General features: G+C 60.6%; 10 protein-coding genes. 6 read left to right on the top strand and 4 right to left on the bottom strand.

What is annotated here, in order from left to right; genetic code table 11:
- Positions 1-85: 85 nt before the first annotated feature.
- The gene (locus BW43_RS12120; RefSeq protein WP_027603681.1) at positions 86-904 is read left to right on the top strand and encodes a pyruvate, water dikinase regulatory protein; all 819 of its coding nucleotides are present in this window, start codon (positions 86-88) and stop codon (positions 902-904) included.
- A 115-nt stretch (positions 905-1,019) separates the two neighbouring features.
- Here BW43_RS12120 and BW43_RS12125 read toward each other — a convergent pair whose 3' ends face one another.
- Complete coding sequence (locus tag BW43_RS12125; protein ID WP_032887586.1) at positions 1,020-2,444, bottom strand: PLP-dependent aminotransferase family protein; 1,425 nt, start codon at positions 2,442-2,444, stop codon at positions 1,020-1,022.
- Positions 2,445-2,604: 160 nt separating this feature from the next.
- Here BW43_RS12125 and BW43_RS12130 point away from each other — a divergent pair, with 160 nt between their 5' ends.
- Genes BW43_RS12130 through BW43_RS12150 form a run of 5 tightly spaced genes read left to right on the top strand, consistent with a single transcriptional unit; the run spans position 2,605 to position 8,075 of the window.
- The gene (locus BW43_RS12130) at positions 2,605-3,498 is read left to right on the top strand and encodes a DMT family transporter (protein ID WP_160385034.1); all 894 of its coding nucleotides are present in this window, start codon (positions 2,605-2,607) and stop codon (positions 3,496-3,498) included.
- A gap of 23 nt (positions 3,499-3,521) precedes the next feature.
- The gene (gene moeB / locus BW43_RS12135; protein ID WP_032887584.1) at positions 3,522-5,384 is read left to right on the top strand and encodes a molybdopterin-synthase adenylyltransferase MoeB; all 1,863 of its coding nucleotides are present in this window, start codon (positions 3,522-3,524) and stop codon (positions 5,382-5,384) included.
- Between the two features lie 15 nt (positions 5,385-5,399).
- A complete protein-coding gene (locus tag BW43_RS12140) occupies positions 5,400-6,314 on the top strand; it encodes a PLP-dependent cysteine synthase family protein (protein ID WP_032887582.1) in 915 nt (304 codons plus the stop codon).
- Positions 6,315-6,351: 37 nt separating this feature from the next.
- Positions 6,352-7,344 carry a serine O-acetyltransferase gene (locus BW43_RS12145; RefSeq protein ID WP_032887580.1) on the top strand — a complete coding sequence of 331 codons (993 nt, stop codon included), beginning with the start codon at positions 6,352-6,354 and terminating at the stop codon, positions 7,342-7,344.
- A 2-nt stretch (positions 7,345-7,346) separates the two neighbouring features.
- Positions 7,347-8,075 (top strand): alanyl-tRNA editing protein, encoded by a 729-nt coding sequence (locus BW43_RS12150; RefSeq protein WP_032887578.1) that lies wholly within the window; start codon positions 7,347-7,349, stop codon positions 8,073-8,075.
- 75 nt (positions 8,076-8,150) lie between these two features.
- Here the strand turns inward: BW43_RS12150 and prpD are convergent, their stop codons facing one another.
- From prpD to acnD, 3 genes are all read right to left on the bottom strand, one after another.
- Complete coding sequence (gene prpD, locus BW43_RS12155; protein WP_032887577.1) at positions 8,151-9,635, bottom strand: 2-methylcitrate dehydratase; 1,485 nt, start codon at positions 9,633-9,635, stop codon at positions 8,151-8,153.
- Between the two features lie 219 nt (positions 9,636-9,854).
- Positions 9,855-11,045, bottom strand: a complete 1,191-nt coding sequence (gene prpF / locus BW43_RS12160; protein ID WP_032887575.1) for a 2-methylaconitate cis-trans isomerase PrpF — start codon at positions 11,043-11,045, stop codon at positions 9,855-9,857.
- Between the two features lie 10 nt (positions 11,046-11,055).
- Positions 11,056-13,650: a Fe/S-dependent 2-methylisocitrate dehydratase AcnD gene (gene acnD, locus BW43_RS12165; RefSeq protein ID WP_032887573.1), complete on the bottom strand. Its 2,595-nt coding sequence runs from the start codon at positions 13,648-13,650 to the stop codon at positions 11,056-11,058.
- Between the last annotated feature and the right edge of the window lie 161 nt (positions 13,651-13,811).

Raw genomic sequence — 13,811 nt, 5'->3', positions numbered from 1 at the left:
AAGTGAGAATGCGGCCCACTGCGGGACGGCAAAATCGCGCCTATCATATCCAAGATTCGCCATCAGCTTAAGGCCCAGGGCTCAAATGAAACGATCTGCTTTCTTTATCTCCGACGGCACCGGCATTACAGCCGAAACATTGGGTCAGAGCCTGCTCGCGCAGTTCGAAAACAATACCTTCGCCAAATTCACGCGGCCCTATATCGACAGCGTGGATAAAGCGCGGGCCATGGTACAACAAATCAATCTTGCGGCTGAAAAAGACGGCTTTCGGCCGATCATTTTCGACACCATCGTCAATCAAGACATCCGTGAGATTCTCGCAACGTCGAATGGTTTCATGATCGACATCTTCTCGACCTTCCTGGCGCCGTTGGAGCAGGAGCTGAGCGAACACTCCTCCTACTCCGTAGGAAAGTCCCATTCCATTGGGCATAACTCCAACTATATGGAGCGTATCGAGGCGGTGAACTTCGCCCTCGACAACGACGATGGCGCCCGCACGCATTACTACGACAAAGCCGACCTGATCCTGGTGGGCGTGTCGCGCTGCGGCAAAACGCCCACCTGTCTGTACATGGCCATGCAATTCGGCATCCGCGCGGCCAACTACCCGCTGACCGAAGACGACATGGAGCACCTGACACTTCCGGCCGCCCTGCGCGCTCACTCCCACAAGCTGTTCGGCCTGACCATCGACCCGGACCGACTCACCGCCATCCGCAACGAGCGCAAGCCCAACAGCCGCTATTCAAGCTACGCCCAGTGCGAGTTTGAAGTGCGCGAAGTGGAAAATCTGTTCCGTCGCGAGAATATTGCGCACATCAATTCCACGCATTTTTCGGTGGAAGAGATTTCCGCGAAGATTCTGGTGGAGAAAGGTGTGGAGCGCAGGTTCAAATAACCTGTGGGAGGGGGCTTGTTACCGATGGCGGCGTGTCAGTTGACAGATTAATTGACTGATCCACCGCCATCGGGGGCAAGCCCCCTTCCACATTTGGGTCGGCGTACATTCAACTCTACAGATGGAACCTGCCCCCGCCCTGCCCCAACGCCGTCGCCAACGCATCAAACCCCGCTCGCAACAACTGATCATCTCCCGAGGTATTGCAGATACTCGCCCGAATAAACTGCGGGACCGCCGTCTGCCCTACGGCAAATGCTTCGGCGGTGGCGATCAGGTAATTGTTCTGCTTGAGCTCCGCCTCGATTTCCGACGCACGCCACGGCTCCGGCACTTCAATCCAGAAGTGCGGGCTATTGAGATGGGTGCGGTAAGCCAGGCCTTCCAGCAGGTCACTCACCAAGGCTTTACGCCGGCTGATCTCGTTGATCTGTTGGCGCAGCAGGTATTCGGCCGTGCCATTTTCGATCCATTGCGTGGCTAGTTCCAAGGTCACCGGCGTAGCCATCCAGCACGTAGAACGTAAGGCCGCCGAAATACGGCTGACCAACGCCGGCGGCGCATGCACATAGCCCACGCGCAGCCCGGCGGAAACGGCTTTGCTCAGGCTGCTGATCAAAATCGTGCGCTCGGGGGCGAAATGGCTGAGGGGCGGCGGCCGGTCTTCGACTAATACTCCATGAGCTTCGTCTTCAAGGATCAGCAGATTGTGCTCGCGGCACACCTTGACCAGCGCTTCGCGGCGCGCCACCGATAACACGGCGGTGGTGGGGTTCTGGATCGTCGGCGTGCAGTACAGCGCCGAAATCCGGTGATTTCGACAGACTTCGTCCAGCGCATTCGGCAACACGCCCTCGTCATCCATCTCCAGGCCGATCAGGCGGATGCCAAGCATGCGCGCCGCGGTGATCAGGCCTGGGTACGTCAGTTGCTCGGTCACCACCGTATCGCCGGCCCGCAGCAAAGCCATCATCGCGCAGAGCAGGCCGTGCTGGCCGCCATTGACGCAGATGACCTGCTCGGGAATCGGATGAAAATCCCTCTGCACCAGCCATTGCGCACCCGCTTCGCGGTAGCGCGGCAGGCCAGCGTCCGGGGTATAGGCGCTGATGTCCTGAAGGAACTTGGCGTTGGTCGATAAGGTTTGGAAGCTCTGGGCCAGGAACGCCGTCTCCTGCCCGGGGATATGCATGTTGCGGCTCATATCGAAGTACTGGCGCGGCTCCTCGCTGACGTTGCGAAAGCCTTCATCGCGCTGGCGCTCCATCCCACGCTTGCGCACGAATGTTCCGTCACCGACTCGCGCAACCACCAAGCCAAGGCGCTCCAACTCACCGTAGGCCCGGCTGATGGTGCCGATGGTCACACCCAGATTGTCGGAAAGCACCCGATGGGGCGGCAGTTTTCGTCCCGGCTCAATCAAGCCTTCGAGGATGCCCCGTTCCATGACATCGGACAGGCGCTTGTACTTCACGCCCTGACCGTTGGACAAGCCCTCACGCATAATTGACACCATGTCAATATTTGTTTTGACAGCCATCTTTCGCCCTAATAGTGTGCTTTTACGGGTTCAATCGCCGAATTTCATAACTCATTACAAGTTCAATATAGAGTTCAATTCCGGCTCAGGGAAGCAATAAACGATGCCAATGTCCGCCGCTATAGAAAACACCGCCAAAACCAACACCCAAAAACAGTGGTTGGCCGGACTGATCACCAGTGTGATGTTCCTGATCGTGTGCCTGAGTTGGGGCACGACCTGGCTGGGCATCAAAATTGCCGTAGAAAGCGTGCCGCCACTGACCTCTGCCGGCCTGCGTTTCCTGATCGCGTTCCCGCTGTTCCTGTGTTTTGCCATGGTGCGGCGCGAGCCGATCCTGTTTCCCCGCGAAAGCCGCTGGTTCTTCGTGTTCGTGACCCTGTCCTACTTCAGCGTTCCCTACTACCTGCTCAACTATGGCGAGATGCATGTCTCGTCCGGCCTGACCGCCCTGCTCTTCAGTTGCATGCCGGTATTCATCCTGATTTTCTCCGCGCTATTTCTGCGCGAGCGCATCTACTTTTCCCAAGTGGTCGGCATCGGCATCGGCTTCGGCAGCCTCTACATGATCATCAGGAGCCAGGGATTGCATCTGGACCACGCCGAGTTCTTCGGCGTACTGGCGATTCTGACCGCCGCGATCATGCATGCCTTGTGCTACGTGATTACCAAGCAGAAAGGCAGCGCCATCAGCGTGATCACCTACAACACCCTGCCCATCGGCATCGCCGGGCTGATGCTGTTCGTCGCCGGGCTGTGGTTTGAAACACCCACCTTTGAAGACATCACCCTGCGCTCCTGGAGTGCCCTGTTCTACCTCGGACTGGTGGCCTCGGTGGGCGGGTTCATCGTGTACTTCATGCTGCTCAAGCGCTTGAGCCCGATCATCCTGTCGTTCGTGTTCATCATCTTCCCGGTGTTCGCGGTGATCATCGGCGCCTGGTACGAAGGCGTGGCGATTTCACGCGACCTGATGCTGTATTCGGCCATCCTGCTGGCTGGCTTTGCGATCACCAAGTTGCCGATTGAAAAACTCATGGCCAAGAAAAATTGACCCACAACCAACGCGAGAGAAACATGGAAGTCCTCCGCCCCACCGCCCTGGAACAGATCTACGCCCACGCCAGCCGCAGCTATCCCGAGGAATGCTGTGGCTACGTCTTTGCCGACGGCAGCGTGTACCTGGGCAGCAATATCCAAAATGAATTGCACCACAAGAACCCCGAGATGTACCCGCGCAGCGCGGCCAGCGGCTACACCTTCTCGGTGGCCGACACCCTGCTGCTGAACAAGGCATTTCGCGGCGACAACCCCGTGGTGGTGATCTACCACTCCCACCCGGACGTCGGCGCGTATTTCAGCGACGAGGACCAGGACAAGGCGCTGTTCCTGGGCGAGCCGATCTACCCCGTGAGCTATCTGGTGGTGGATGTTCGCCAGGGCCAGGCCCTCGGTTCCAAGCTATTTGCCTGGGATGGCAAACATTTCGCCCTTCAACCCTTCAACGACCTGCACACGGAGTTGTCCATGAACGCTGTCTCTTTCCCCGATATCCTGGTTCGCGTGGCCAAGCTGCCGGAATCGACCCTTGAGAGCACCGGATCGACATTGCGCGAAGTCATTGAAAACCTCTGCACCAGCCACCCGCAGTTGCGTGCGCACCTGTTTCACGAGAAGAACAACCAGCTCAAGGAACACTTCCTGTTTACCGCCGAAGAAGAGCTGATCGGTGCCGACGAACCCTTGCCGGAACAAGCCAAAATCGAAGTGCTGCTCGCCACGTCCGGCGGCATAGACCTCGACACTCTGAGCAACGAGGAAGTACAGCGTTACGTGCGCCACATCACCCTGCCGGGCGTCGGCCGCGAAGGCCAGTTGAACCTGAAAAAAGCCAAGGTATTGATCATCGGCACCGGTGGCCTGGGTTCCCCCATCAGCCTGTACCTGGCGGCGGCCGGTGTCGGCACTCTGGGCCTGGTGGATTTCGATGTAGTAGAAAGCAGCAACCTGCAACGCCAAATCGTCCACGGCAACAGCACCCTCGGCATGCCCAAGGTCGAATCCGCCAAGCAACGCCTGCAAGACCTCAACAGTCATATCCAGATCAACGCCCACGACACCGCCCTGAATGCCGACAACGCCCTGGAGTTGGTGAGCGCCTATGACCTGGTGATCGACGGCACCGACAATTTCGACACCCGCTACCTGGTCAATGACGCCTGCGTACAGCTTGGAAAACCCTTGGTGTATGGCGCCATTTACCGTTTCGACGGGCAGATCAGCGTCCTCAACTACAAGGGCGGGCCGTGCTACCGCTGCCTGTTCCCCAGCGCACCGCCCGCAGAACTGGCACCCAATTGCAGCGCCGGTGGCGTGATTGGCGTACTGCCCGGCGTGGTTGGGATGATCCAGGCCACCGAGGCCATCAAGCTGTTGATCGGCATTGGCGAACCGCTGTCCGGGCGCTTGATGCGCTTCGATGCGCTGGCGATGAAATTCAGTGAAATCCGCTTCAAACGCCGCGCTGACTGCCCGTGCTGCTCCGAACTGCGCCACAGTGAAACGGTCGCGCCAGCCGTGTGCGCCGACACCATGCCCAGCGCACCGTCACTCGCCGAAGAGCGCTACATCAAGCCGCGCGTTCTCAAGCAATTGCTCGAACACCCGCGCAGCGCCGACGTGCTGCTGGACGTGCGCGACGCCAGCGAACTGGAGGTGTGCAAGTTACCGGGGGTGGTGCACATCCCGCTCGCCGAGCTGGACGGTCAACTCGACCGCCTCAGCCGCGACAACACTCATTACCTGATCTGCTACGCCGGCACCCGCGCCGAGCAAGCGGCCAGTACGCTGCTCGCGGCAGGTTTTGCCAACACCAAAGTCCTGCAAGGCGGCATGAAGCACTGGGTTCGCGACGTCGAACCCGACATGCCCTTGTACTGAGTTGAGGACTGACTGATGTTGCATAACTCGATCCTCGATGCCATCGGCCACACGCCCATCGTGCGTCTGGCGCAGTTTTCCGAAGACCTCGGCATCGAGGTCTACGCCAAGCTCGAATCCCTCAACCCCGGCGGCAGCCACAAGGCGCGCATCGCCCTTGGCATGATCCTCGACGCCGAGCGCCGGGGCGTGCTGATGCGCGATTCCGGGCAAACCATCATCGAGCCCAGTGGCGGCAACACCGGCATCGGCCTGGTGATGGCCGGTAACGTGCTGGGCTACAAGGTGGTACTGGTGATTCCCGACAACTACAGCCCTGAAAAACAGAAGCTGCTGCGCCTGTACGGCGCCAAGGTGGTGCTGTCGGACAGCCGCCTGGGCAACAATTCCCACGGTGAAAAATGCATGGAGTTGCAGCTGGAAAACCCCAACTACGTGATGCTCAACCAGCAACGTAACGGCGCCAACCCGCAGACTCACCGCGACACCACCGCGCCGGAAATCCTCCGCGCCTTTGGTGATCGCCGCGTGGACTACTTCGTCAGCGGCATCGGCACCGGTGGCCATATCACCGGTATCGGCGAAACCCTCAAAGCCGCCTGGCCGGCACTACGCGTAATGGGCGTGGAACCGGAAGAATGTGACCTGCTGAAAAACCAACACGCGCCGCACCATATCCAGGGCCTGTCGATTGGGCTGATCCCGAGCATCCTCAACCTCGATGTGATTGACGGCATGCTCAAGGTTTCGCGCCAAGACTGCATCGACATGATGAAACGCATCATGCGCACCGACGCCATCAGCCTGGGCCTCTCCTCCGCCGCCAACATGGTGGCCGTCGCCAGGCTTGCCCCCGAACTGCCGCCCGAAACGGTGGTGTTGACCATGGTCTACGACAATGCCGACAGCTACCTGCCCAGCTTCGAATAACCGGTTTTCCAACCAGCCAGAATGCGGGGGTTCCTCCATGGGCGGCTTTATCGACATGCAACACCTGCACGATGAGTTGCTCACCCAACTCATCAAGACCCTGACGCCTGCGCAAATGAAACAGTTGGAACCGCACCTGGCGCCGCTGATCCAGAGCGCCGCCCAATCGGTGGCCGAAGACCTGATCGCCTATGCCTACCGCGACCCGGCTTCACGCGGTCGCGGCGAGCTGATTCTGGAATCCTATGCCTCGTTCAAGGCGGTGCTGTATTACCGGCTTGCGCACCTTGTGTGGAATTTCCCCGACCAGACCAACGGCGTGTTCTCGCGCATCGCCCTCAAGCTCAGCAACCAGGGCAAAGTGCTGTCCGGCGCCGAGATACACCCGGCGGCGCGCATCGGCCGGCGCTTTGTGCTGGACCACGGCTACGGCACGGTCATCGGTGAAACCTGCGAGATCGGCAACGACTGCTACATCCTCTGCGGCGTGACCCTCGGCGCTCGAGGCATTGCCAACAACCCTGACGGCAAGCGCCATCCACGCCTGGGCAACAACGTCGAAGTCGGCTCCGGTGCCCGGGTGCTGGGGTATGTGTTAATTGGCGATAACGTGTTTATCAGCCCGTCCTGCGTGATCACCCAGGACGTGCCCGCCGGGACCAAGGTCAAGGTGGTCAACCAGATCCAACTGCAGAAAAACGATGAATCGGACCACAGCAGCTACCTTGGCGCCTTCGCCCTGGAGGAGCGCTTGCACGTGGTCGGCGAGGTCAACGCCAGCCACAAGGTGACGGTGCTGGATGCCGACTTCCACCCTTTGCCTGGGCTGATGCTGGAGCCGACAGTGAAGGAGCGTCATCACCTCCAATTTCGTCTGCACCGGGTCGAAGCCGGCAATCAACTGCCGCGCCTGCCGCTGAACCTGAAAATCTGCGGCCCGGAATTTGAAATAACCCTGCTTTCCCCCCCTGGCTTGAGTGCAATGGTGCGCCACCTGTTGCAAGCCAGCCCACTGATCGTCGGAGGTTGAACATGTCCGTGCACTCCATGGAAACCCTGGCGCTGTATGACAGCGCGCCCTACCAGAACGCATTCAGCGCCCGGGTGATTGCCGTAAGCGAACACGGCATTGCCCTGGAGCACACACTGTTCTACCCCACCGGCGGCGGACAGCCGGGCGATACCGGCCACTTGACCTTACCCGATGGTACGCGGGTCGAAGTGATCGGCACCGTACGCGACCAAGTACTGCGCTCGATCATCTGGCACCAGGTTGAACACTGCCCCGAGCAACTGGTTGCCGGAGTACAGGTGGATGCCGGGCTGGATTGGGCACGGCGCTACCAGCACATGAAAATGCACACCTGCCTGCATTTGTTGTGCTCGCTCATCGATGCACCGGTAACGGGCTGCAGCATCAGTGCCGACAAAGGTCGCCTGGATTTCGACCTGCCGGAAATGACCCTCGACAAAGACAGCATCACCCGCGACCTCAACGCGCTGATCGAACAGGCTCACCCGGTGAAAACCCTGTCGATGGCTGCCACGGAATACTCCACCCTGCTGCAGATCACCCGCACCCAGGCGGTCGCCCCCCCTGTGATCCAAGGTTCGGTACGGGTGATTGAAATTGCCGGGATCGACATCCAGCCGTGCGGCGGCACCCACGTGATCAACACTGAGGAAATCGGCCGGGTGTTCTGCGAAAAGATCGAGAAGAAGAGTAAGCACAATCGCCGGGTGATCCTACGGTTCGAATGAACGCAATTCAAATGTGGGAGGGGGCAAGTCGAATCGTCACGCCGCCCTCCCACATTTTTAGTTTTGCGTCGCCTGCTAGATCACGAACAGGTCCATGAAGCGGTTTACAGCTGTGGCCTCAAGCTTCGCCTGGTCCTTGCACAACGCAAAGATCTCGGCGCTGCGTTGCGCGGTAAACCGCGTCGCCAGGTTGGCCTTGAACTTGTCTTCCAGCAACGGAATGCCATCCACGCGACGGCGACGATGGCCGATGGGATATTCCACCGCCACCTGCTGGGTGCTGGAGCCATCCTTGAAGAACACCTGCACTGCATTGGCGATGGAACGTTTGTCGGCCTCCAGGTATTCGCGGCTGTAGCGTGGGTCTTCGACAATGACCATCTTGTCGCGCAGCTCATCAATGATCGGGTGGGCTGCATGGAATTCATCTTCGTACTGCTCGGCCACCAGATTGCCGAACGCCAGAGGCACGGCGGTCATGTATTGCAAACAGTGGTCGCGATCAGCGGCATTGGCCAACTGACCCACCTTGGAAATGATGCGGATCGCCGACTCATGGGTAGTGATCACGATGCGCTCGATCTCATGCAGTCGATGTTTGACCTGAGGATGCAAGGTCACCGCCGCTTCGCAGGCTGTTTGCGCATGGAACTCGGCGGGGAAGCTGATCTTGAACAGCACGTTTTCCATCACATAGGTGCCGTACGCCTGGGAAAGACTGAACGCGCGCTTGTCCTCGGGCTTGAGCGCCAGGTCCTTGTTGGTGTGGCTGAACAACACGTCGTAAAAGCCCCACTGCGGCGCGCTTAAGACACCGGGAATGCCCATCTCGCCACGCAGCGCGATATCCGCCAGGCGCACGCCACGGCTTGATGCATCACCCGCCGCCCAGGATTTGCGCGAGCCGGCATTCGGCGCATGGCGGTAAGTGCGCAGCGCTTGCCCATCCACAAACGCGTGGGACAAGGCCGCCAGCAGTTGCTCACGGGTGGCGCCCATCAGCTTGGCAGTGACCGCCGTCGAGGCGACTTTGACCAGCAGCACATGGTCGAGGCCGACACGGTTGAACGAGTTTTCCAGCGCGATAACGCCCTGAATTTCGTGGGCCATAATCATCGCTTCCAACACCGCACGCACGGTCAGCGGCGCATCTCCATTGGCCACACGTTTTTGCGACAGGTGATCGGCCACGGCCAGAATGCCACCGAGGTTATCCGAAGGGTGGCCCCATTCAGCGGCGAGCCAGGTGTCGTTGTAGTCGAGCCAACGCACGATGCAGCCGATGTCCCAGGCGGCCTTGACCGGATCCAGGCGCAACGACGTGCCCGGCACTCGCGCACCGAACGGCACCACCGTGCCCTCGACGATCGGCCCCAGGTGCTTGGTGCACTCGGGAAAACGCAGCGCCAGGAGGCCGCAACCGAGGGTGTCCATCAGGCAGTTGCGGGCGGTGTCGAGGGCGGCTGGGGAGTCGATCCGGTAGGTGAGGACGTAGTCGGCGATGTCCTGCAGAACCTGGTCGTAGTCGGGGCGGTTGTTCTGGTCGACGTTGGTGCTCATGGCAGATCTCCAAAGTGAGTTAGGGTTGTTGCATCCTCAGGGTCAGGGTTGATCGTTTCGCAGGTCTGAATGCCTGCTTATGACTGTGGGGGGCGGTGCGACGATTCGACTTGCCCCCGATGGCGATGGGTCAGTGATGAATGGGTCGACTGACACACCGCTATCAAGGGCAAGTCGAATTGTCGCACCGCCCCTCCCACAAGGGATTGTTGTTGGACTTTAGAAAGAGTCGCCGGGTACGCGGACGAAACCTTCCATCAACACCCGTGCACTGCGGCTCATGATGGCTTTCTTCACCACCCACTCACCGTTCACCTGGGTGGCTTCAGCCCCCACGCGCAACGTGCCGGACGGATGCCCGAAGCGCACCGCATTACGTTCAATGCCGCCTGCGGCAAGGTTGACCAATGTCCCGGAAATCGCCGCTGCCGTACCAATCGCCACGGCAGCCGTGCCCATCATGGCGTGGTGCAGCTTGCCCATGGACAGGGCGCGCACCAGCAGATCCACATCGCCAGCCTTGATCGCCTTGCCGCTGGACGCCACGTAATCCGCAGGCTTGGCCACAAACGCGACCTTCGGCGTGTGCTGGCGCTGGGCGGCTTCGTTCAGGTGTTTGATCAGGCCCATGCGCAACGCGCCATAGGCCCGCACGGTCTCGAACATGGCCAAAGCCTTGGGGTCGCCGTTGATCGCGCCTTGCAGCTCGGTGCCGGTGTAGCCGAGGTCTTCGGCGTTGATGAAAATCGTCGGGATGCCGGCGTTGATCAGCGTGGCCTTGAAGGTGCCGACACCGGGCACTTCCAGGTCATCGACCAGGTTGCCGGTGGGAAACATCGAGCCGCCGCCGCCCTCTTCTTCTGCCGCCGGGTCCATGAATTCCAGCTGCATTTCGGCGGCCGGAAAGGTCACGCCGTCCAGTTCGAAGTCGCCGGTTTCCTGCACAGCGCCGTCGGTAATCGGCACGTGGGCGATGATGGTCTTGCCGATATTGGCCTGCCACACACGCACCACGGCCACGCCGTTGTGCGGAATGCGAGCCGGGTCGACCAACCCGGCGGTGATGGCGAACGAACCCACCGCCGCCGACAGGTTGCCGCAGTTGCCGCTCCAGTCGACAAAGGGTTTGTCGATGGAGACTTGGCCAAACAGGTAGTCCACGTCGTGCTCGGCGCGGGTGCTTTTGGCCAGGATCACGCTTTTACTGGTGCTCGATGTGGCGCCGCCCATGCCGTCGATTTGTTTGTCGTAGGGATCGGGGCTGCCGATCACCCGCAACAACAAGGCATCGCGGGCAGCGCCCGGTACCTGCGCCGAGGCGGGCAGGTCCTGGAGGCTGAAAAATACGCCCTTGCTCGTGCCGCCACGCATATAGGTGGCGGGGATCTTGATTTGCGGTACGTGTGCCATGGTCGTCCTCTTAAGCGGTCGCCGCCGATTCCAGGAAGTCCTGGGCAAAACGTTGCAACACGCCGCCCGCCTCGTAGATCGACACTTCTTCGGCGGTGTCGAGGCGGCAGGTCACCGGCACTTCGACACGTTCGCCATTCTTGCGATTGATCACCAGGGTCAACTGCGCACGCGGGGTGCGCTCGCCGACCACGTCATAGGTTTCACTGCCATCGATGTGCAAGGTGTGACGGTCGGTCCCCGGCAAAAACTCCAGCGGCAACACGCCCATGCCCACCAGGTTGGTGCGGTGGATGCGCTCGAAACCTTCGGCGGCAATCGCCTCCACACCGGCCAGACGCACGCCCTTGGCCGCCCAGTCGCGGGACGAGCCCTGGCCGTAATCGGCACCGGCGATGATGATCAGCGGCTGCTTGCGTTCCATGTAGGTTTCGATGGCTTCCCACATCCGCGTAACCTGGCCTTCCGGCTCGATGCGCGCCAGGGAACCCTGTTTGACCTTGCCGTTTTCCACCACCATTTCGTTGAACAGTTTCGGGTTGGCGAACGTTGCGCGCTGCGCGGTCAAATGGTCGCCGCGGTGGGTTGCGTAGGAGTTGAAGTCGACTTCCGGCAGGCCCATTTTCGCCAGGTATTCACCGGCAGCGCTGTCGAGCATGATCGCGTTGGACGGCGACAGGTGATCGGTGGTGATGTTGTCCGGCAGCACCGCCAGCGGGCGCATGCCCTTCAGCGGACGCGCTCCGGCCAGCGCACCTTCCCAATACGGCGGACGGCGAATATACGTGCTCTGCGGACGCCAGTCGTACAGCGGCGCGACTTTGGGGCCGGTGTCTTCGTGGATCGCAAACATCGGGATATACACCGCGCGGAACTGCTCCGGCTTGACCGAGGCCTTGACCACCGCGTCGATTTCTTCGTCGCTCGGCCAGATGTCCTGCAGGCGGATTTCTTTGCCGTCGGCGTCGAGGCCGAGCACGTCCTTCTCGATGTCGAAACGGATGGTGCCAGCAATCGCATACGCCACCACCAACGGCGGCGACGCGAGGAAGGCTTGCTTGGCGTAAGGGTGAATGCGCCCGTCGAAGTTGCGATTACCCGACAGTACGGCGGTGGCGTAAAGGTCGCGGTCAATGATCTCTTGCTGGATCACCGGGTCGAGCGCGCCGGACATGCCGTTGCAGGTGGTGCAGGCAAACGCCACCACGCCGAAACCGAGCTTATCCAGTTCGTGACCGAGGCCGGCTTCTTCCAGGTACATGGCCACGGTTTTCGAACCGGGTGCCAAGGAGGATTTGACCCACGGCTTGCGCTTGAGCCCCAGCTTGTTGGCATTGCGCGCCAACAGCCCGGCGGCGATCACGTTGCGCGGGTTGCTGGTGTTGGTGCAACTGGTGATGGCGGCGATGATCACCGCGCCATCAGGCATTTGCCCCGGCACTTCATCCCACTGTCCGGAGATACCTTTGGCCGCCAGGTCGCGGGTGGCGACGCGGGCGTGGGGATTGCTCGGGCCGGCCATGTTGCGCACGACGCTGGACAGGTCGAAGGTCAGGCCGCGCTCGTACTGCGCGCCTTTCAAATCATCCGCCCACAGACCGGTGTGGCGCGCATATTGCTCGACCAGCGCGACCTGTTGATCTTCACGGCCGGTGAGTTTCAGGTAGGCGATGGTTTGTTGGTCGATGTAGAACATCGCTGCCGTGGCGCCGTATTCCGGGGCCATGTTGGAGATGGTCGCGCGGTCGCCCAAGGTCAGGTTTGATGCGCCTTCGCCAAAGAACTCCAGCCATGCGCCGACGACTTTCTGTTGGCGCAGAAACTCGGTCAGCGCCAGCACCATATCGGTGGCGGTGATGCCCGGCAGCAGCTTGCCCGTCAGCTCGACACCGACGCTTTCCGGCAGGCGCATCCACGAGGCGCGACCGAGCATCACGCTCTCCGCTTCCAGGCCGCCGACGCCAATGGCGATCACGCCCAGAGCATCCACGTGGGGCGTGTGGCTGTCGGTGCCGACGCAGGTATCCGGAAACGCCACGCCGTCACGCACCTGGATCACTGGGGACATTTTCTCCAGGTTGATCTGGTGCATGATGCCGTTACCCGGCGGGATCACGTCGACGTTCTTGAAGGCCTTTTTGGTCCACTCGATAAAGTGGAAACGGTCTTCGTTGCGACGGTCTTCGATGGCGCGGTTTTTCTCGAACGCATCGGGGTCAAAACCCCCGGCTTCGACGGCCAGGGAGTGGTCAACGATCAATTGGGTCGGCACCACCGGGTTGACCTGGGCCGGGTCACCGCCTTGCAGGGCGATGGCATCGCGCAGGCCGGCGAGGTCGACCAACGCGGTCTGGCCAAGAATGTCGTGGCACACCACACGCGCCGGGAACCAGGGGAAGTCGAGATCGCGCTTGCGTTCGATCAACTGGCTCAGGGAAGCATTGAGAGTGGCCGGGTCGCAGCGGCGCACCAGGTTTTCTGCCAGTACGCGGGAGGTGTAGGGCAAGGTGGCGTAGGCGCCAGGGGTGATTGCTTCGACTGCCGCACGGGCGTCGAAGAAATCCAGGCGGCTGCCGGGGAGCGGTTTGCGAAATTCTGTGTTCATCGTCAGGACTCGGTCACGGTGATTACAAAAGGAAGACCTGGGCCGATCCAGAATTGAAATGCGATTCAAATGTGGGAGGGGCGGTGCGACGTTTCGACTTGCCCCCGATAGCGGTTTATCAGTTGCCATAGGTGTTGAATGACATACCGCCATCGGGAGCA

This window comes from Pseudomonas sp. RIT357 (assembly GCF_000632245.1).
Lineage (GTDB): Bacteria > Pseudomonadota > Gammaproteobacteria > Pseudomonadales > Pseudomonadaceae > Aquipseudomonas > Aquipseudomonas sivasensis.
Note: the sequence above shows the minus strand (reverse complement) of the source record. Positions and strands in the feature narration are given on the sequence as shown.